The sequence below is a fragment of the Variovorax paradoxus genome (assembly GCF_040544635.1).
Classification (GTDB): Bacteria; Pseudomonadota; Gammaproteobacteria; order Burkholderiales; family Burkholderiaceae_C; genus Variovorax; species Variovorax paradoxus_R.
This window is the reverse complement of the sequence record NZ_JBEPKJ010000001.1, coordinates 365,111-385,355: the sequence shown is the minus strand read 5'-3', so window position 1 is coordinate 385,355 and position 20,245 is coordinate 365,111. Positions and strand designations below refer to the sequence as shown.

Annotated in this window: 17 protein-coding genes; 12 read left to right on the top strand and 5 right to left on the bottom strand. The window is 66.1% G+C overall.

The annotated features are described in order from the left end of the window. Positions 1-19: 19 nt before the first annotated feature. Both ABIC94_RS01880 and ABIC94_RS01875 read right to left on the bottom strand, forming a co-directional pair. The gene (locus tag ABIC94_RS01880) at positions 20-754 is read right to left on the bottom strand and encodes a 16S rRNA (uracil(1498)-N(3))-methyltransferase (RefSeq protein WP_354370899.1); all 735 of its coding nucleotides are present in this window, start codon (positions 752-754) and stop codon (positions 20-22) included. After that, positions 755-1,930, bottom strand: a complete 1,176-nt coding sequence (locus ABIC94_RS01875) for an aminoglycoside phosphotransferase family protein (RefSeq protein ID WP_354370898.1) — start codon at positions 1,928-1,930, stop codon at positions 755-757. 234 nt (positions 1,931-2,164) lie between these two features. Here ABIC94_RS01875 and ABIC94_RS01870 point away from each other — a divergent pair, with 234 nt between their 5' ends. Genes ABIC94_RS01870 through rsmA form a run of 3 tightly spaced genes read left to right on the top strand, consistent with a single transcriptional unit; the run spans position 2,165 to position 6,941 of the window. Beyond that, a complete protein-coding gene (locus tag ABIC94_RS01870) occupies positions 2,165-4,747 on the top strand; it encodes an LPS-assembly protein LptD (protein ID WP_354370897.1) in 2,583 nt (860 codons plus the stop codon). A 17-nt stretch (positions 4,748-4,764) separates the two neighbouring features. Next, positions 4,765-6,171 (top strand): peptidylprolyl isomerase, encoded by a 1,407-nt coding sequence (locus tag ABIC94_RS01865; protein WP_354370895.1) that lies wholly within the window; start codon positions 4,765-4,767, stop codon positions 6,169-6,171. Beyond that, complete coding sequence (gene rsmA / locus ABIC94_RS01860) at positions 6,171-6,941, top strand: 16S rRNA (adenine(1518)-N(6)/adenine(1519)-N(6))-dimethyltransferase RsmA (protein ID WP_354370894.1); 771 nt, start codon at positions 6,171-6,173, stop codon at positions 6,939-6,941. Before ABIC94_RS01865 ends, rsmA begins: the two co-directional genes overlap by 1 nt. Positions 6,942-7,210: 269 nt before the next feature. On the opposite strand, the gene ABIC94_RS01855 is transcribed toward rsmA, so the two are convergent. The 3 genes from ABIC94_RS01855 to ABIC94_RS01845 all read right to left on the bottom strand — a co-directional run bounded on the left by ABIC94_RS01855 (position 7,211) and on the right by ABIC94_RS01845 (position 10,626). Beyond that, complete coding sequence (locus tag ABIC94_RS01855; RefSeq protein ID WP_086012221.1) at positions 7,211-7,636, bottom strand: barstar family protein; 426 nt, start codon at positions 7,634-7,636, stop codon at positions 7,211-7,213. A gap of 50 nt (positions 7,637-7,686) precedes the next feature. Continuing rightward, the gene (locus ABIC94_RS01850) at positions 7,687-8,100 is read right to left on the bottom strand and encodes a ribonuclease domain-containing protein (protein ID WP_337297294.1); all 414 of its coding nucleotides are present in this window, start codon (positions 8,098-8,100) and stop codon (positions 7,687-7,689) included. Between the two features lie 183 nt (positions 8,101-8,283). Next, positions 8,284-10,626, bottom strand: coding sequence for an NADP-dependent malic enzyme (locus ABIC94_RS01845; RefSeq protein ID WP_354370892.1), 2,343 nt, complete (start codon positions 10,624-10,626; stop codon positions 8,284-8,286). A gap of 164 nt (positions 10,627-10,790) precedes the next feature. On the opposite strand from ABIC94_RS01845, the gene ABIC94_RS01840 reads away from it, so the two are divergent. From ABIC94_RS01840 to ABIC94_RS01800, 9 genes are all read left to right on the top strand, one after another. Further along, positions 10,791-11,849 carry an SPFH domain-containing protein gene (locus ABIC94_RS01840; protein ID WP_354370891.1) on the top strand — a complete coding sequence of 353 codons (1,059 nt, stop codon included), beginning with the start codon at positions 10,791-10,793 and terminating at the stop codon, positions 11,847-11,849. Between the two features lie 9 nt (positions 11,850-11,858). Then, positions 11,859-13,358, top strand: a complete 1,500-nt coding sequence (locus ABIC94_RS01835) for a DUF4178 domain-containing protein (protein ID WP_354370890.1) — start codon at positions 11,859-11,861, stop codon at positions 13,356-13,358. A gap of 57 nt (positions 13,359-13,415) precedes the next feature. Continuing rightward, positions 13,416-13,634: a DUF350 domain-containing protein gene (locus ABIC94_RS01830; protein ID WP_015868006.1), complete on the top strand. Its 219-nt coding sequence runs from the start codon at positions 13,416-13,418 to the stop codon at positions 13,632-13,634. Between the two features lie 16 nt (positions 13,635-13,650). Beyond that, positions 13,651-15,201, top strand: coding sequence for a polyamine aminopropyltransferase (locus ABIC94_RS01825; RefSeq protein WP_354370888.1), 1,551 nt, complete (start codon positions 13,651-13,653; stop codon positions 15,199-15,201). Between the two features lie 7 nt (positions 15,202-15,208). Further along, entirely contained in the window at positions 15,209-16,828 is a 1,620-nt protein-coding gene (locus tag ABIC94_RS01820; protein ID WP_354370886.1) for an FAD-dependent oxidoreductase, read from the top strand. Beyond that, complete coding sequence (locus ABIC94_RS01815; protein ID WP_354370885.1) at positions 16,825-17,958, top strand: saccharopine dehydrogenase family protein; 1,134 nt, start codon at positions 16,825-16,827, stop codon at positions 17,956-17,958. Before ABIC94_RS01820 ends, ABIC94_RS01815 begins: the two co-directional genes overlap by 4 nt. After that, positions 17,955-18,332, top strand: coding sequence for a DoxX-like family protein (locus tag ABIC94_RS01810; RefSeq protein WP_354370883.1), 378 nt, complete (start codon positions 17,955-17,957; stop codon positions 18,330-18,332). The genes ABIC94_RS01815 and ABIC94_RS01810 overlap by 4 nt, the downstream gene beginning before the upstream one ends. Further along, on the top strand, positions 18,329-18,805 hold the full coding sequence (locus ABIC94_RS01805; protein WP_354370882.1) for a DUF2269 family protein: 477 nt from the start codon (positions 18,329-18,331) through the stop codon (positions 18,803-18,805). The genes ABIC94_RS01810 and ABIC94_RS01805 overlap by 4 nt, the downstream gene beginning before the upstream one ends. A gap of 76 nt (positions 18,806-18,881) precedes the next feature. Continuing rightward, a complete protein-coding gene (locus ABIC94_RS01800; protein ID WP_354370880.1) occupies positions 18,882-20,234 on the top strand; it encodes an esterase-like activity of phytase family protein in 1,353 nt (450 codons plus the stop codon). The last annotated feature ends 11 nt before the right edge of the window (positions 20,235-20,245 follow it).

Sequence of the window (20,245 nt, the reverse complement as noted above, 5' to 3'; positions counted from 1 at the left end):
ACTTGCAGCCCTGCACCGGCTAGATTCCGGCCAGCGACACCAGTGCGGCAAGCGCCGCGGTTTCGGCGCGCAGCACGCGCGGCCCGAGCGTGACCGGTGCAAAGCCGCATGCGAGCGCTTCCTGCTCTTCGGCGCTGCTCAAGCCGCCTTCGGGTCCGCTCAGCACCAGCACGCTGCGGTCGGCCGGCGCCGATGCGGTGGCGTCGGCGAGGCGCCGCGTGCCTTCGGCAAGGCTCAGGATGAGGCGCAGTGCGCCTTCGCCCGCGGCCGCATCGTTCCACGCCGAGGGGCTCGAGAAAGACCGCACCGGATGAATCACCGGCACGCGGTTGCGGCCACATTGCTCGCAGGCCGCAATGGCAATGGCTTCCCAGTGCGCCCTCTTCTTCTCGGCACGCTCGCCCGAAAGACGCAGCACGCCGTGGGCCGTGGCCAGCGGCTGGATGCTCGCGACACCCAGTTCGGTGGCTTTTTCGACCAGCCAGTCCATGCGTTCGTTGGCCGGCATGCCGACCGCCAGATGCACCGCGCGCGCGGCTTCGCGCTCCGCCGGCGCATGGGCGCCGATCGCTACCGAAACTTCGCTGCGCCCCATGCGCTCGACGGTGGCCGCGTATTCGCCGCCCGAACCGTCGAACAGCGTGAGCGCGTCGCCGGGCTGCATCCGCAGCACCTGCACGTGGCGCGCGGCGCCGGGCGGCAGCGCCAAGGTGACGCCGGCAGCCAGCGGCACCGAGCAGTGAAAGCGGGGCATCTAGACCCTGCCGTAGGCGAAGCCGGTGAGTGCCGAGCTGCCTTCGATTTCGTCGATCACGCGCAGCAGTGGGGTCAGCTCCATGTAGCGACTGGCCGTGGAGCGGATGTAGGCAATGAAACGCGGCGTGTCGGCCAGGTAGCGCGGCTTGCCGTCCCGCAGCGTGAGGCGGGCGAAGATGCCGGCCACCTTGAGATGGCGTTGCAGCCCCATCCACTCGACCGAGCGATAGAAGGCGCCGAAATCCGCGTCGACCGGCAGCTTGGCCTTGCGGGCGGCCTCCCAGTAGCGGATCGTGATGTCGAGCACGAACTCTTCGTTCCAGCTCAGGAAGGCGTCGCGCATCAGGCTGGCGATGTCGTAGGTGATGGGGCCGTAGACCGCGTCCTGGAAGTCGAGCACGCCCAGGTTGGCAGCCGAGCCGCCGCCGGGCCGCCCCAAGGCGGCGAGCGCCCCCTCGGGGGGCAGCGAGGACACGTCAGTGCCGAGCGTGGGGGCCACATTCACCATCAGGTTGCGCGGCATGAAGTCGCGGTGGACGTAGACACTGGGCGAGGCCAGGTTGCTCTCGACGATGAGCTTGAAGCTGCGCTCCAGCCGCTCCTTGAGCTTGCCCTCGACGGCAATGCCGCGGTGGCGCCCGATGTACCACCCGGGGAAAAGCGCCAGTTCCCGCTCGAGCAGCGCCCGGTCGTACGGCGGCAGCACGCCTGGCCTGGAGGCCAGTTGCCAGCGGATCAGCGCGTCGATTGCCTGGTCGTAGAGCGGACGGCTCGCGTCCGGCTGAGCCGGATCGATCACGTCGAGCATGGTCTGGTGGCCCAGGTCGTCGAGCAGCAGAAAGCCGTTGGGCCGGTCCCATTCGAGCACCCGCGGCGCGGTCACGCCGGCCTCGGCCATCAAGCGGGCGACTTGCACGAACGGGTCGCTGTTCTCCTTGTCCGGCGGCGCATCCATCACGATGCGGGTGCCGGCGGTCTCTGTGGTGTCGACGCGGAAGTAGCGGCGAAAGCTCGCATCGGCCGACGCGAGGCGCACGGTGCCGGGCAGCAGGCGGTGCGCAGTGGAGACGCCGGCAAGCCAGCCTTCGAACACCGCGGCGCGCTGCGGATCGGCCCAGAGAACGGGGTTGGCAGGGGGTGCGGGCTCGATGGCCGGGGACGAGGGTGCTGTCATGGATAATCGATTCTACAAATCCGCCTGGCGCGGCAACTCCTGCGGTCCTCCCTGGTCGAACAGAGTTGCCGCCGGCTCCTGCAACCTGCCGGCCTGCCGCGCCGTCCTCCCGACGATCCTTCGTTCCTGACCGATGCCTACGATCCAAAGCTCCCACGTTTGGCACCTTGTGCACTCGCAGCCCTCCTCGGGGAGACTGCGGTCCTTCTCCGGAACGATTCGGCGGGAGGCTTGATGAGCCGACGTGCTGCCGCCTTGCGGCGTTCCGGCCCGCCGCTGCCACTGGCGTTGTTGTCGCTTGCGCTGCTGCATGCGCATGGCGCCTCCGCGCAACCCGCGGGAGGCCTGGACGGCCCGCTGGTGCTCAAGCGCACGCCGCAGCTGACCGAAACACTGCCCCCCGCCGAGCGCAGCCAGCTGCCGAGCCTCATCACCGGCGACCGCCTGTCGGGCCGCCAGGATCTCGAAACCGTGGTCGAAGGCAATGCCACGCTGCGACGCGGCGAAGTCGCCATCACGGCCGACCGGCTCGAGTATTACCAGCCCGACGACCGCGCCAAGGCGCGGGGCAACGTGCGTGTCAACCAGGCCGGCAATGTGTACGAAGGCCCCGAACTCGAACTCAAGCTCGAGACTTTCGAGGGTTTCTTCAACAATGTGCGCTACAGCTTTCTCGCCACCGGTGGGCACGGCGAGGCGCAGCGCATCGATTTCGTCGACAGCAGCGTGTCGGTGGCCCGCAGCGCCACCTACACCACCTGCCGCCGCGAAGACTACCCGGGCTGGATGCCCGCCTGGCTGCTGACCGCGGCGACCATGACCACCGACACCGAGGAAAACATCGGCGTGGCCACCAATGCGCGGCTGAGCTTCATGGGCATCAGCACGCCGCCGCTGCCGAGCGTGAGCTTTCCGCTGTCGAGCGAGCGCAAGAGCGGCCTGCTGCCGCCCACCATCGGCATCGACAACACCAACGGCATCGAGATTTCGCAGCCGTATTACTGGAACATCGCACCCAACCGCGATGCCACCTTCACGCCGACGCTGATGAGCAAGCGGGGGCTCAACCTGGGCTCGGAATTCCGCTATCTCGAGAAGGAATACAACGGCACCATCCGCCTCGACTTCATGGGCAGCGACCGCCTGGTGGGCCAGCGCTACAACGAGCTGCGTGCCAGCCAGCTCCAGCAACTGGCCAACGGGGAAATCCAGGCCAAGGACCTGACCGCGGCGCCCAACAGCAGCAAGCGCTGGGGCATCTGGGGCACCCATCACCAGGAGTTCAATGCCAAGGCGCTGGGCCTGGATTCGCTGTCGGCCAACATCAACATCAACCGGGTCAGCGACGACGACTACTGGCGCGACTTCACGCGCACCCCCACGCTGGCGCAGCGCCAGTTGCCGAACGAAGCGGCGCTCAACTGGGGCAAGGGCGACTGGACCGGCATTCTGCGCACCACGCGCTACCAGACGCTGCAATACAACCTGTCGCCGATCGTGCCGTCCTATGACCGGATGCCGCAGATCACCGCCAACTATGCCAAGTACGACTGGCACGGCTTCGACGTGGGGCTGAACCTCGACTACACCCGCTTCCGGGTCAACAGTATCCTGAGCGGGCAGCCCGGCTTCGACGTGAACCAGCAGTCGCAGCCCGACGGGGACCGCGCCTTTGCGCAGGCAACGATCAGCCGGCCGTTCATCACGCCGAGTTCCTTCGTCATTCCGAAGCTGCAACTGCACGCGACTTCGTACAGCTACTACCTGCCGCAGGCGGACATTCCGAAGCTCACCGTCAACGGAATCACGTACGTCAATGGCGTGCCCTACAACCCGAGTTCGCTGTATTTCTTCCCGACCTCGAGCAACCGGACGGTGCCGACCTTCAGCCTCGACAGCGGCCTGATCTTCGAGCGCGACGCCAACTACTTCGGCCGAGCTTTCCGCCAGACGCTGGAACCGCGCGCTTACTACGTCTATACGCCGTACCGCAACCAGAGCATGCTGCCGAACTACGATTCGGCGGCCAACGATTTCAGCTTTGCGACCATCTATACCGAGAACGCGTTCTCGGGCAACGACCGCATCTCCGACACCAACACGCTCACGCTCGGCGTGACGTCCCGCCTGATCGACCCCGCCACGGGTGTCGAAGCAGCGCGTTTCGGCATTGCGCAGCGGCTGCGTTTCAGCGACCAGAAAGTCACTCTGCCGGGTGGCATCCCGGTGACCGACCGTGCGAGCGACCTGCTGGTCGGTGCCCAGATCAACTGGACGCCCAAGTGGAGCCTGGACACCGTCGTCCAGTACAACCCCGACACGCAAAGGTCCACGCGCTCGGCCATCAGCGCGCGCTACAACCCCGAGCCGTACCACAACCTGAGCGCCGCCTTCCGCTACCAGGCGCCCAGCACCCCGACCGCCACCGACGGCAACAAATCGTTCGACGTGGGCTGGCAATGGCCGCTCAACGACCTGTGGGGCGACAAGGGCAAGGATCTCGGCCCGGGCAAGGGCCAGGGCGGCGGGCGTTGGTATGCCGTGGGCCGGCTCAACTACAGCCTGCAGGACAAGAAACTCACGGACGGCGTGCTCGGCTTCGAGTACGACGGCTGCTGCTGGATCGGGCGCGTGGTGCTTCAGCGCGTGACGACCGGGCAGGTGACGGCCAACACCCGCATCATGTTCCAGCTCGAATTCGTCGGATTTTCCAGCATCGGATCGAGTCCTATGCAGGCCCTGCGGCAAAACATCCAGCGCTACCAGCCCCTGCGCGAGCCCACCGAGGCGCCGAGCCGCTTCACCAATTACGACTGAGACGATTGAGCAAAGCCATGAAACACATCCGTTCCATCCTTACCCTGAGCTGCCTTGCGGCGCTGGCCGCAACGTCCGGCGCGCAGGGCCTGCGTCCCAGCGGCGGCGGCATCACGGACATCATGCGCGCCGGCCCGCGTCTTGCGCCTCCGGTCCCGCGTACCGCGCCTTCCACCGCGGCGCCGGTGCAGCGTTCGGCCGAGTACATCGTCGCGCTGGTCAATTCCGAGCCCATCACCAACACCGAGGTGCAGTCGCGCGTCACGCGCCTCGTGAGGGAAAACGCCGAAGCCGAGCGCGTGCCCCGCGCCGAGCTCACGCGCCTCGTGCTCGAGCGCCTGATCTCCGAGCGTGCCCAGCTCCAGCTGGCGAAGGAAAACGGCATCAAGGTGGACGACGTGGCGATCGACCAGGCTGAACAGACGGTGGCACGCCAGAACCAGCTCAGCGTCGAAGAACTGCGCCGCCGCGTGGCAGCCGAAGGCATTGCGCCGCGCGAATTCCGCAACGATCTGCGCGACCAGCTGCTGCTCACGCGCCTGCGCGACCGCGAAGTCGAATCGAAGGTCAAGGTCAGCGATTCCGAGGCCGACGAATACCTGCGCGACCAGCGAAACTCCCCCACCAAGGATGCGGCCCTGCAGAACCTCAATCTCGCGCAGCTGCTCGTCGCCGTGCCCGAGAACGCCACCCCCGCGCAGGTCGCCACGCTGCAGCAGAAGGCCCAGGGCCTCGCGCAGCGCGCCCGCTCTGGCGAAGACTTCGCCAAGCTGGTGCAGGAAAACTCCGATTCGCCCGACCGCGCCAACGGCGGCGCCATCGGCATGCGCAGCGCCGACCGCTATCCGTCGCTGTTCGTCGAAGCGACGCAATCGACGCCCGTCAACGGCATTGCGGGCCCCATCCGCTCGGGTGCGGGCTTCCACGTGCTGAAGGTTCTGGCCAAGGCTCAGTTGGGCGCGATGGACGCAACCGTCACCCAGACCCAGGTGCGCCACATCCTGCTGCTCAACGACTCCAAGCGCACGACCGCGCAAGCGGTTGCGCAGCTGGCGGAATTCAAGCGCCGGCTGCAAGCCAACTCAGCCGACTTTGCCGGTCTGGCGCGCGACAACTCGCAGGACGCGAGCGCCAAGGAAGGCGGCGACCTCGGCTGGTCTCGCCCGGGCCAGTTCGTGCCCGAGTTCGAGGAGGCCATGGACCGGCTCGCACCTGGCCAGATCAGCGACCCCGTGGTGTCGCGCTTCGGCGTTCACCTGATCCAGGTGGTCGGCCGCCGTGAATCCAAGCTCACGCAGACCGAGCAGCGCGAAGCCGCACGGGCTGTGCTGCGCGAGCAGCGGGTCGAAGAGGCCTTCACCACCTGGGTGCAGGAAGTGCGGGCGCGCGCCTACGTCGAATACCGCGAGCCGCCCCAGTCCTGATGGCACATATCGCCAGGAAACGGTTCGGACAGCACTTCCTGTCCGACGGGGGCATCATCGATGCGATCGTGCACGAGATCGCGCCGCAGCCTGGCGACGCCATGGTCGAGATCGGTCCGGGGCTGGCGGCGCTCACGCAGCCGCTGGTCGAGCGGCTCGGGCGCCTCACGGTTGTCGAGCTCGACCGCGACCTGGCCAAGCGGCTGCGGGATCACCCCCAGCTCGACGTCATCGAGTCCGATGTGCTCAAGGTCGATTTCGCCGAACTGGCCGCCCGGTTTCCGACGCCGCTGCGAGTGGTCGGCAACCTGCCCTACAACATCTCGACGCCCATCCTGTTCCATCTGCTGGGGTTCGCCCACCTGATTGCCGACCAGCATTTCATGCTGCAGAAGGAAGTGATCGATCGCATGGTCGCCAAGCCGGCCACCTCCGACTACAGCCGCCTGAGCGTGATGCTGCAGTGGCGCTACCGGATGGAAAACGTGCTGTTCGTGCCGCCCGAGAGCTTCGACCCCCCGCCACGCGTCGACAGCGCCGTGGTGCGGATGGTGCCGCTGGCCCAGCCGCCGGCCGTCGATGCAGCCCGGCTCGGTGAAATCGTGCAGGTCGCCTTCAGCCAGCGCCGCAAGATCATGCGCCATACCCTGGGCAAATGGCTCGAGGAACACGGCTTCACTGGCCAGTTCGATGCCCAGCGCCGGGCCGAAGAAGTGCCCGTGGCCGAATACGTGGCCCTGGCGCAGGCCGTTCCCCCCGAACCCCAATAAAAAAAGCCCGTCGAAACGGGCTTTTTTCTTGCGCCTGGGGCGAGAGCTTTACGCTGCCGCCAGCCAGTAGCCCGCATTGAAGGGGCTGCTCATGCGCAATGCGAGCGGCGAAACGTCGACCAGTTTATCGGTCGGCATTTTTTCGCCTTCCGGCTCCGTGCCGGCTGCTGCGGTTGCGGTGTTGCTGTTGATTTCGATGCCATCGAGTGCTGCGCCGTTCGGCTGAGCCTCGTTCGCCCGTTCTGCTTGGCTGGTGTGTGCAGAACGGGCTACAGAAAAGAATAGAAGCACCGGAACGGGACCTTCCGGTCGCCCCAGTAGTCGGAGGCGTCGCGGAAGATGTCGAGCAGCTGCTCGCGCGCTTCCTTGTCGAACTTGGCGTTGGCCGGAATCTGTTCGAGCACGATGACAAAACCGGGCTGCGGGCCCGATTTATGCAACGGGTCGGTCATGCAGTCGTACAGCGCGTCAAAATTCTTGCCGAAGTGCGCCGGAAAGGTGAACTGCTGCGCGATGAGGTCGAGAACGTCCTGCTTGGTCTGGGCATTGCCCAGGTTGGCGTACAGGAAGTGCTGGCCTGCTGCGTTGGCGGCTTCCTGCAGGTCGTTCACGCGGAACGCACGAATCGATTGCACGATGTTCGGGCGTACGGCACGAAGGGATAAGGTCATCTCCGCTGGTCTTTCCATAGTCATCATCATTTCTTCGGGGCGCTTCGGGGCGCCGCTCAAGTCGTTGTCATCGCTCATGGTGCAATCCGTCTGAAACTCGCGTAATGGTCTGCCGTGTACCAGCAGGCCTCAGGTGTTGTGCGCTGCTCACCGCCGCAGACAATGCGCCGTGCGCCGCGATCGCGCGAGCCGGGTGTTGCCACCGTGTACTCGCGGTAATGACCGCGCCGCGCTGGCGGCAAAAGACGCTCGCGATTGCCAAATACCGTGCCGTCCTTTTCGTATCGGAAGGGGCCGCCACTCAGGATGGCTTCGTAGGTTCGCTGGCCCTGAACCGGCAATTCGGACAGTGCGATCGATTCCTGGGCGGGCTTTCCGGTGCCGAACCACTCGCGGCGGGCCTCGGCCCCCGTCGCCAACGCCGCCAGCACAAAGCCGGTGAGCGCAAACTTAGTGACAGAGGACGTGATCGAGGCGTAAGCCGCCATGGGGCACCACAAGAAAAGAGCGGGGGTTCCAAATTGGCGGGCAAACCTTGGGGTTAACCCGCAAATTCAAGCCCGCGAGTGTGCACCACGCTGGCGAAAATAGCAAGCGACTGCCCAAAGTTTGAGCAGTGCGAAGGGGTGGAGAGTGGCGGCCTAAGTGGGCAGCCACTCTCGCCAAATGACTTATCGCTCCGCGTTTGCGTCAGCGACTGTCAAGGCTGTCATGTTCACGATGCGCCGAACAGTTGCGCTGGCCGTGAGAATGTGCACAGGTTTGGCGGCACCGAGCAGCACCGGGCCGATTGCGATATTTCCGCCTGCCGCGGTCTTGAGCAGGTTGTAAGAAATATTGGCTGCATCGATGTTCGGAAAAACCAACAGATTGGCGTCGCCCGCCAGCGCGCTGTGCGGCATGACGACCGCGCGCTGCTTGCTGTCGAGCGCCACGTCGCCGTGCATTTCGCCGTCCACTTCGAGCCAGGGCGCCTGCACGCGCAGCAGGTCGAGCGTCTTGCGCATCTTGACCGCGCTGGGCTCGTTGCTGGTGCCGAAGTTGGAATGCGACAGCAGCGCAGCCTTGGGCTTGAGGCCGAAGCGCATCATTTCCTCGGCCGCCATGGTCGTGATTTCGGCCAGTTCCTCGGGAGAGGGGTCGTAGTTGACGTGCGTGTCGACCAGGAACACCTGGCGGTCGGGCAGCAAAAGGCCGTTCATGCAGGCGTACACCGGCACGTCCTGCGGGGTGCTTTCGCAGCCGCCCGGGCGCTTGCCGATCACCTGGTCGATGTAGTGCAGGTGGATCAGCGTGGTGCCCCAGGTGCCGCAGATCATGCCGTCGACCTCGTCCTTGTGCAGCAGCATGGCGCCGATCAGCGTCAGGCGGCGGCGCATCTCGATCTTGGCGGTTTGCACCGTCTGGCCCTTGCGTTCCGTCATGCGGTGGTAGGTCTGCCAGAAGTCGCGGTAGCGGTGGTCCTGCTCGACGTTGACGATGTCGTAGTCGAGCTCTTCCTTCAGGCGCAGGCCGAACTTCTCGATGCGCTGCGCAATGATGGCCGGGCGGCCGATCAGCGTGGGGCGGGCAATGCCTTCGTCGACCACGATCTGCGCGGCGCGCAGTACGCGCTCTTCCTCGCCTTCGCAGTACGCCACGCGCTTCTTCTGGGCTCGCTTGGCGGCGTCGAAGATCGGCTTCATCGTGGTGCCCGAGGCATAGACGAAGCTCTGCAGGCGGTCGCGGTAGGCGTCCATGTCCTTGATGGGACGCGTGGCCACGCCGCTTTCCTCGGCGGCCTTGGCCACTGCGGGCGCGATCTTCATCATCAGCCGCGGATCGAAGGGCTTCGGAATCAGGTATTCAGGGCCGAAAGACAGCTTTTCGCCGACGTAGGCGGCAGCCACGCGCTCGCTCTGCTCGGCCTGGGCGAGGTCGGCAATGGCGCGCACCGCGGCAATTTCCATCTCGTCGGTGATCGTGGTGGCGCCCGAATCGAGCGCGCCGCGGAAGATGTACGGGAAGCACAGGACGTTGTTGACCTGGTTCGGGTAGTCGGTACGCCCCGTGGCCATGATCACGTCAGGGCGCACCGCATGGGCGTCTTCGGGCGAGATTTCCGGGTTCGGGTTGGCCAGCGCGAAGATCACCGGGCGGGGGGCCATCTTGGCCACCATGGCGGGCTTGAGCACCCCGCCGGCCGACAGGCCCAGGAACACGTCGGCACCGTCGATCACCTCGGCCAGCGTGCGGGCCGTGGTTTTCTGCATGTACTGGCGCTTGTCGTCGTCCATGAGTTCTTCGCGGCCTTCGTAGACCACGCCGGCCAGGTCGGTCACGAACACGTTTTCGCGCTTCAGGCCCACCTTCAGCAGCAGGTTCAGGCAGGCCAGCGCCGCGGCGCCCGCGCCGGAGGTGACCAGCTTGACCTCGGTGATGTCCTTGCCTGCCACCTTCAGGCCGTTGAGCATGGCCGCCGCCACGGTAATGGCCGTGCCGTGCTGGTCGTCGTGGAACACCGGGATCTTCATGCGCTTGCGCAGCTCGCGCTCGACGTAGAAGCAGTCGGGGGCCTTGATGTCCTCGAGGTTGATGGCGCCGAAGGTCGGCTCCAGCGCGGCGATGATCTCGACCAGCTTGGCCGGGTCTTTCTCGTCGATCTCGATGTCGAACACGTCGACACCGGCAAACTTCTTGAAGAGAACGCCCTTGCCTTCCATCACCGGCTTGGAAGCCAGCGCGCCGATGTCGCCCAGGCCCAGCACCGCGGTGCCGTTGGTGATCACCGCCACCAGGTTGCCGCGCGCCGTGTACTTGAAGGCGTTGGCCGGGTCCTTGACGATTTCCTCGCAGGGCGCGGCCACGCCGGGCGAATAGGCCAGCGACAGGTCGCGCTGGTTCACCATCTGCTTGGTGGCGGCGATGGCAATCTTGCCCGGCACCGGAAGCTCGTGGTACTCGAGGGCGGCGCGCCGCAACTCGGCGCGCTTGTCTTCGGGCGTAGGGGTCGATGAGGTCGTCAAATCGGACATGGGCCGTTGCTCCTGGTGGCGCTTCTTCTGGGGGCGCCGATTGTAGACCTCGGCCCATGACGCCATAGGCCGCATGGCGGGGCAGGGGGCTGCCAAAAGCATGACGGGCCGTCAAGACGATGTGGCAATATGTACGTTCCGGAAAAAATAGACGAGGAGCGACCATGGCCCTGATGGATTTCATCAAGAAACAGTTCATCGACATCATCCAGTGGACCGAGACTGGCGACGGCACGCTGGCCTGGCGTTTCCCGATGGCGGAGATGGAAATCCAGAACGGCGCCTCGCTCACCGTGCGCGAGTCGCAGGTGGCGGTGTTCGTCAACGAAGGCCAGGTGGCCGACGTGTTCGGCCCCGGCATGTACAAGCTCACGACGCAGACGCTGCCCGTGCTCACGTACCTGAAGAACTGGGACAAGCTTTTCGAATCCCCCTTCAAGAGCGACGTCTATTTCTTCAGCACGCGCCAGCAGGTCGATCAGAAGTGGGGCACGCCGCAGCCCATCACCATCCGCGACAAGGACTTCGGCGCCGTGCGCCTGCGCGCCTTCGGCAACTACAGCTTCCGCATCGGCGATGCCAAGCTGTTCCACACCGAGATCTCGGGCACGCGCGACATCTACAGCGTGGCCGACCTCGACGGCCAGCTGCGCGGCCTGGTGCTGCAGAACATCAGCAACGCCATTGCCTCCAGCGGCGTGCCCTTTCTCGACCTTGCGGCCAACCAGATCCAGTTTGCGCAGGCGCTGGCCGCGCAACTCGTGCCCGAGTTCGAGAAAATCGGCATCAAGCTCGAGAACATCACGGTCCAGAACGTCTCGCTGCCCGAAGAGCTGCAGAAGATCCTCGACCAGAAGATCGGCATGGGCATGGTCGGCAACGACATGGGCAAATTCATGCAGTACCAGACGGCGCAGGCCATTCCCAAGTTCGCCGAAGGTGCGGGCAGTGGCGGTGGCGGTGGCGGTATCGCGGGCGATGCCATGGGCCTCGGTGCCGGCGTGGCGCTCGGTCAGGTGCTGGCGCAAAACCTCGCGCAGGGCCTGAGCCCGAGCGCAGCGGCCCAGGCCGCGGCGACCCAGCAGCAGCCGGCCGTGGCCGTGGTGAGCCCGGTGGATGTAATGACCACGCTCGAGAAACTCGGCGAGCTCAAGACCAAGGGCATCCTCACGCAGGAAGAGTTCGACGCCAAGAAGGCGGAGCTGCTCAAGAAGCTGGTCTAAGCACCGGCAATGGCTGAGCTACCAGGCGCCCAGCGCGCCTACCGTGCGCCCTGCCCCGGTTGCGGCGCGCCGGTCGAATTCCGTTCGGCGCAATCGACGCATGCGGTGTGCCCGTACTGCCAGAGCACCGTCGTGCGCCAGGGCGAGACGCTCGCGCGCATCGGCAAGATGGCGGAGTTGTTCGACGATTTCAGCCCGCTGCAGCTGTTTGCCGCCGGCCGCATCCAGAACCAGCCGTTCACCATCGTCGGGCGGCTGCAATACAGCAATCCCGGCGGGCGCTGGACCGAATGGATCGCCGCGCTGGATGGCGACCGCACCGGCATCCTGAGCGAGGACAACGGCGCCTACGTTTTCGCGCTGCCCTTCGAGCTGCAGCGCGATGCACCGCCGCCGGTCGACCTGCGCGTGGGTGCCACCAGCGCTTTCAACGGCCAGAGCTACACCGTTTCGTCGAACGAACAGGTGGCGCTGCTTTCCGCGCAGGGCGAACTGCCGCACCTGCCCGAGCTGGGCCGCTCGTTCCCCATGGTCGAGCTGCGCAGCGACAAAGGGCTGGTGCTCAGCATCGACTACAGCACGCAGCCTCCGGGGGCGTACCTGGGCCGCTCCGTACAGCTGGAAGATCTGCAGCTCACCGGCCTGCGCGACGAATCCGCCAAGGACGAAAAGGGCCGGGCCTTCAACTGCCCCAATTGCGGCGCGCCCATCACGGTCAACCTGGCCGACAGCAAGAGCATTGCCTGCGGCTCATGCAACAGCATCATCGACCTGTCGCAGGGCATTGGCGGGGAGCTGAAGCACGCGGAGCAGAACGAACCCGTTCGCCCGCTCATCGCCATCGGGAGCATCGGCCAGCTGCAGGGCGCGCAATGGCAGGTGGTGGGCTTCCAGCATCGCATGGGCGTGGAGCCCGGCGACGACGAGCACTTCGGCTGGAACGAGTACCTGCTGTACAACAAGAAGCGCGGCTTCAGCTTCCTGGTCGACGCCGAAGACGGCTGGAGCATGGTCAAGCCGACCACCGGCGCACCGGTCATGGCCGAGAACGGCAGCAGCGCCACCTATCTGAACAAGCGCTACACGCAGCAGTACGCCTACAACGCCGAAACCACCTACGTGGCCGGCGAGTTCTACTGGCAGGTCGAGCGCGGGCAGAAAACCTTCAACCGCGACTTCGCCGACGGCAATGCGCTGCTCTCGATGGAGCGCTCGGCGAACGAGCTGACCTGGTCCTCGGGCAGCAAGCTCGACAGCGGCCTGGTGTCCGCTGCGTTCAAGCTCGACGACAAGAAAGACATGTTCGTGCGCGGCGATGCGTCGCCGGTCAGTGCCGCATCGGGCCTGGGCTGCGGCACCATCATCTTTATCGTGATCGCCATCATCGTGGTGCTGGTCATCCTGAGCACCTGTTCGTCGCGCTGCGACCCGCGCGTGCAAAACTGTTCGACGTCGCGCAGCACGGGCGGCTCGTACGGCGGCTACTCGAGCGGCGGCGGCCACAAATGACGGCGGAGTTTCGCGCGATGTCTTCTTCTCTCACTACTGCTACGACTGGAGGTCCCCATGGGATTTGAATGGCTGAAACCGGGCGTGGTCCTCGGATCGCTCGTGTATGCGCTGCTTGGCGTGCTGATCTTCTGGCTCTGCTTCCTCATCATCGACAAGCTCACGCCCTATGACCTGTGGGGTGAAATCGTCGAGAAACAGAACGTGGCACTGGGCCTGGTCGTCGCGGCGATGAGCCTCGGCATCTGCGTCATCGTGGCGGCGGCAATTCATTAGCGCTTCCTTGGCTCCCGTGGACGCTCCTGCCAGTCCGGCGCGGCCGGCCAAGGGGCCGCAGCCGGTTGAAATCGCGCTGCTCGCCAGCGTGTTCGTGGTGGCCGCCTGCGGCCTGGTCTACGAACTGACCGCGGCCGCGCTGAGCTCCTATCTGCTCGGCGATTCGGTGCTGCAGTTCAGCACCATCATCGGCACTTATCTGTTTGCCATGGGCGTAGGCTCGTGGCTCTCGCGCTATTTCGAGCGGCAGCTGCCGGCGCATTTTCTTCGCATCGAACTGCTGGTGGCGCTCGTGGGCGGCGCCCTGCCGGCCATTCTTTTCCTTGCGAATGCGTACGTACCCGGCGCGTTCCGCTTGCTGCTGTACGGCCTCGTGATGGTGGTCGGCACGCTGGTGGGGCTCGAAATACCGCTGGTGATGCGCATCCTCAAGCGCAACATCCAGCTCAAGAATCTCGTGTCGCAGGTACTCACCTTCGACTACCTCGGTGCGCTGGCGGTCTCGGTCGCCTTCCCGCTCATCCTGGTGCCGCAACTCGGGATGATCCGCACCGGCCTGCTGTTCGGCTTCATGAACGCCGCCGTGGCCGTGTGGGCGCTGTGGCTGTTTCGCCATGAGCTGCGCCGCATCGGTGTCCATGCGATGGCCTGCTTTCTTGCGCTCGCGGCGCTGCTTGGCGCCTTCGTGTGGGCCGACCACATCACCACGTTGGCCGAAGACAAGTTCTACCAGGACCGCATCGTGTTCAGCGCCACTTCGCCCTACCAGCGCATCGTGGTCACGCGCGGGCAACTCGGCCATCGTCTTTTCCTGAACGGCAATCTCCAGTTCGCCGAGCGCGACGAATACCGCTACCACGAGGCGCTCGTTCATCCGGTGATGGCCGCCCAGGGCGCACCGAAGAAGGTGGCGGTGCTCGGCGGCGGAGACGGCATGGCGGTGCGGGAGATTCTCAAGTACCCGTCGGTCGAATCGGTCACGCTCGTGGAGCTCGACCCGAACATGACAAAGCTCTTCACCGGGCATGAAACGCTGGCGGCACTCAACGGCCATGCGCTGTCTTCGCCCAAGGTGAAGGTCGTCAATACCGATGCCTTTCAGTGGCTGCAGCAGCCTGGTGACATGTTCGATGTGATCGTGGTCGACTTTCCCGACCCGACCAACTTTGCCATCGGCAAGCTCTACACCAGCAGCTTCTATTCGCTGCTCGAAAAGCGCCTCTCGGCAAGCGGCTACGCGGTGATCCAGACCACTTCGCCATTGGTGGCGCGCAAGAGCTACTGGACCGTGGCAACGACCATCGAATCCGTCGGGCTCAGGGCCACGCCGTACCACGCGCACGTGCCTAGCTTCGGCGAGTGGGGCTACATCATCGCGAGCCGCCGGCCCTATCGCATGCCCGATGCGCTGCCTCCGGACCTGCGCTTCCTGACTCCTTCGACGTTGCCACTGATGTTCGACTTCCCGCTCGACATGGCGCGCGTGCCGGCGGAGGTCAACCGCCTTTCGAACCAGACCCTCGTCACCACTTATGAGCAGGAGTGGGGCAAGGTGATGACGCACTAGCCCTGGCATGCAACGGCGCGACTTCCTCGGCGTGGCAGGTGCGGCGGGCGCCCTGGCGCTGGCTGGGTGCGAGACGCCGCCGCCCATCGAAGGCGGCTTCACGGGCATCGACATGGCGCGCGGCCATGCAATGCGCGACGGCGCGCTCAAGAGCCAGGCACCCGCAACCGTGAAGCGCACGCGCGTGGTGATTGCCGGAGGCGGTGTCGCGGGCCTTGGAGCCGCGCGTGCGTTGCGTCATTCGGGCGTCGAAGACTTCGCGCTGCTCGAACTCGAAGACGCAGCCGGCGGCAACTCCCGCGGCGGCATCGTCAACGGCATTGCCTGCCCGCTTGGTGCCCATTACCTGCCGGTGCCGGGCGACGACGCGCGCGAAGTGCAAGACCTGCTGGAGGAACTGGGCCTGCGCCGCCGCGTGGCGGGCCGCTGGGAATACGACGAGCGCAACCTTTGCCACAGCCCGCAGGAGCGCCTGTTCTTTCGCGGCGAGTGGCAGGACGGCCTCCTGCCCGTGCACGACGTCGGCGAAAGCACCCATGCGCAGTACCGCAAGTTCGCGCAGCGAATCGACGCGCTGCAGCATGCGGCGCATTTCGCCATTCCCACGCTCAAGGTGGCCGCGACGCCCGAGTTGCTCGCGCTCGACGCCCTTCCGTTCGAGCGCTGGCTCGACAGCGAAGGCTTCAGCGATCCGCAGTTGCGCTGGTACCTCGACTACTGCTGCCGCGATGACTACGGCGCCGGCATCGAGCAAGTGTCGGCCTGGGCCGGCATTCACTACTTCGCAAGCCGGCACGGATTTCACGCCCCGGGTTCGTCGGGCAGCGGCGCGGATTCGAACCCCGAGCGCGACGGTGTGCTTACCTGGCCCGAGGGCAACGGCTGGCTCACGAAGCGCATGGCCGAGCCGCTCGGCGACCGGCTGCACACGAGGCAAGTCGTCACGCGCATTGCCGATCTGCGCGGCGGCGTCGAGGTCGATGCATGGGACGCCGAAACGAAATCGCTGGTGCGCTGGCAGGCCGAGCATTGCATCGTCGCGCTGCCGGTGTTCATCGCGGCGCGCGTGGTCGAGAACGCGCCGGAGGTTTTGAAAAACGCCGCCGCGCACCTGCGCTATGCCCCCTGGCTGGTCGCCAACGTGCACCTGAGCGGACCGTTCGCCGACCGCGCCGGCGCAGCGTCGAGCTGGGACAACGTCGTGTATGGCACACGCGGCCTGGGGTACGTCGATGCGCGTCACCAGGCGCTCGACCCCACGCCGCGCGGCACCGTCATCAGCTGGTACCGCCCGCTCGGCCCGAGCCGCTACGACGCCGATGGCGGCCGCCGCCTGCTGCAGGACCGCCCCTGGACCGGATGGCGCGACGACCTGCTTGCCGAGCTCTCGGTGCCGCATCCCGACCTGCCGGCGCTGGCCACGCGCATCGAGATCACCCGCTATGGCCACGCCATGGCCATTCCCGCGCCGGGCCTGCTGGCGCGGATTGGCGCCGCGCCGGACCCTGCGCATCGCGGCCGCGTTGCCGCCGGCCGTCTCTCGTTCGCGCATGCGGACTGGTCCGGCTATTCGATCTTCGAAGAAGCCTTCACGCGCGGCCACGTCGCGGGCATGGGCGTCTCATGAAAATCCTGGTGCTCGGCGGCTACGGCAACTTCGGCGCGCGCATCTGCCGCGCGCTGGCATCGGATGCCGGCATCGAACTGATGATCGGCGGGCGCGACCTGCCGCGCGCCACCGGTTTCGCGCAGTCGCTGGGCGGTGCGGCGCGCGGCGTGCGCATCGACGTCCAGGCCGGCGACCTTGTCGAAAACCTGCGCAGCTTCGGCGTCGAACTCGTCATTCACACCGCGGGCCCTTTCCAGAACCAGGACTATCGCGTGCCGCATGCCGTGGCGGCAGTCGGCGCGCACTACATCGACCTGGCCGACGGGCGGCGCTTCGTCTGCGACTTTCCCGCTGCACTCGACCCGGCCTTTCGCAGCGCGGGCCGCACGGCCATTGCCGGCGCCAGCACCGTGCCGGCACTGTCGTCGGCGGTGGTGGACCATCTCACCGCAGGATGGCGCAGCATCCGAAGCATCGACACCTGTATTGCGCCGGCCCAAGGCGCACCGCGCGGCGAAGCCACGCTTGCGGGCGTGCTCGCCTACTGCGGCGAGCCGATCCGGGTCTGGCGCGACGGCGGATGGACCGACAAGCCAGGATGGGCCAATCCCACCGCAGTGCGGTTCGCGCGCATGAAGCCGCGCCGCGGCGCGCTCTGCGACATCCCCGATCTCGAGCTTTTTCCGGCGCGCTATGCCGGCGTCCAGTCCGTCATGTTTCGCGCGGCGCTCGAGGTCGGCTTGGCGCAGCGTGCGTTTGCCTTCATGGCATTCATGCGGCGCATGGGCCTGCTGCCATCGCCGGCAAGACTTGCGCCGCTGTTGCATTCGGCGGGCCGCGTGTTCGACGCTTTCGGCACGGCGCTGGGCGGCATGGTGGTGCGCGTCGAAGGCATCGATGCGCGCGGCATGGAAGCGCGGCGCGCCTGGCATATCGCCGCCGACGACAACCACGGCCCCGAAATTCCCTGCATGGCCGCCATCCTGCTGGCACGCCGCCTGGCACGCCGCCTGGCACGCGGCGACGCGCTGCCCCTCGGCGCGCATGCCTGTGCCGGCTTGCTCGCCTTGAGCGAGTTCGAAACCGAGTTTGCGCGCTGGGGCATGGTGACAGACATCGTCGATGAAGTGCCGGGCGCCGCCGCATGACTCGCGCTGCCGAAGACGATCGCCTGCTGCGCCTCAGCCTTGTCGCGGTGTGGCTGCTCACGGCATTTGCCAGCATCGCGGAACTCGACGGCCAGAGCTCGCGGGTGCTCGCCGAGGCCGGCGTTGCTTCGCCGCGCTGGTTGGTTCGGTGCCTGATCATCGGCGGCGCGGCGGCAGACCTCGTCATCGGTCTCGCTCTGTGGTGGCGGCCGGGCCGTATGAGCTACCTCGCGGCTCTGGCTCTGCTGTTGGTCATGACGGCGGTAGCGACCTTCCTCCAGCCGAGCTTGTGGATGCACCCGCTGGGCCCGCTGCTGAAGAACCTGCCCATCGCCGCGCTGCTTTGGCACCTGTACCGGCGCATCACGCCATGAACACCTATCTCGTTCTCAAATGGCTGCACATCGTCTCGAGCGTGCTGTTGGTCGGCACCGGGCTGGGCTCGGCCTTCTACATGTTCTTTGCCAACCGCAGCGGCAGCGTGGCCGCACAGGCCGTGGTGAGCCGGCTCGTAGTGCGGGCCGATTGGTGGTTCACCACGCCGACGGCCATCCTGCAGCCGCTGACCGGCTTCGCCCTGGCCCACATGGCGGGATGGCCGCTTTCCACGCCCTGGCTTTCGCTCTCGCTGCTGCTGTTCGTTTTTGCCGGCGCCTGCTGGCTGCCGGTGGTGTGGCTGCAGATCCGCATGGCCTCCATGGCCACGCAGGCGCACCGCAACGCGGCGCCGCTGCCGGCGCTCCATGCACGTTACCAACGCTACTGGGAGCTGTTGGGATACCCGGCGTTCGTCGCCATGGTGCTCGTGTTCTATCTGATGGTGAACAAGCCTTCGCTCCAGCTCTGAAGGCTGCATGTCATGGCGGCGTCACGCGAAATCGGCATGGTCTCGCGTTTCGGCTGAAACCTTTCTTCTTGCTCTCATGACGCGCCTCGCCTCCCTCTCCTTCATCGCCCTTGCCGCCGCGCTCGCCTGCGGCAGTGTCGCCGCGCAGACCGCTTTTCCCGCCACACTCGCCGGCCATGCCATGCTGCCCGCGCAGAGCTTCGTGCCCGCTCCCAAGGATGCGCCGGCCGATCTGCAGGCGAGCGGCAAGTTCACTTCGGGCAAGCGCGTGGAGGCGCTGGGCACGGTCGAAGGCCTTTCGGCCGGCCGCGGCACGGGCGTTTCGGTGCCGTTCAAGGGCCAGCCGCTGCAAGGCCATTCAGGCATCAAGAAGATGGACGACGGCTCGTTCTGGATCCTCACCGACAACGGTGCCGGGGCCAAGGCCAACTCGCCCGACTTCATGCTCTACCTGAACCACTACAAGGTGGACTTCAGGAGCGGCCAGCTCAACCGCCTGAACACCGTCTTCCTGCACGACCCCGACAAGAAGGTGCCCTTCCGCATCGTTCATGAAGGCACGAAGCAGCGCTACCTGACGGGTTCCGACTTCGACCCCGAGAGCCTGCAGTTTGCCGGCGGTGCGATGTGGATCGGCGACGAATTCGGTCCCTTCCTGATCAAGGCCGACCTCAAAGGCAAGGTGCTCGCGGTGTTCGATACGCTGGTCGACGGCAAGGCTGTTCGCTCGCCCGACCACCCCTCGGTCACCACGCCGGCTGCGCCCGGCGGTGCGGTCGATTTCCAGGTGAGGCGCTCCAAGGGCTTCGAGGGCATGGCTGCGTCGAAGGACGGCAGCAAACTGTATGCGCTGCTCGAAGGCCCGGTGTGGAACGCCGAGACGAAGGATTACGAGAAGCTGGACGGCAAGGAAGCGCTGCGCGTTCTGGAGTTCGACGTGGCGTCCGAGAAGTGGACGGGCCGCCATTGGAAGTACCCGCTGGAAGCGAACGGCCACGCCATCGGCGACTTCAACATGATCGACGCCACCACGGGCCTCATCATCGAGCGCGACAACGGCGAAGGCACGAGCGACAGGGCCTGCCCCGAAGGCCAGAAGCGCACCGACTGCTTCCACGACATCGCCAAGTTCAAGCGCGTCTACAAGGTCGAGTTGAACGATGCCAACGTGGGCGGCGCGGCGCGCAAGATCGGCTACATCGATCTGCTGAACATCGCCGACCCGGCCAAGCTCGCGCGCAAGCCGCTGAACGACGGCGTGCTCAAGTTCCCGTTCTTCACCATCGAGAACGTCGATGTGGTCGACGCCACGCACATCGTGGTCGGCAACGACAACAACCTGCCGTTCTCCAGCAGCCGCGAGCCGAACAGGGCGGACGACAACGAACTGGTGCTGCTCGAAGCGGGAGCGCTGCTGCAGGCCAAGTAGCCCCGGTCCTG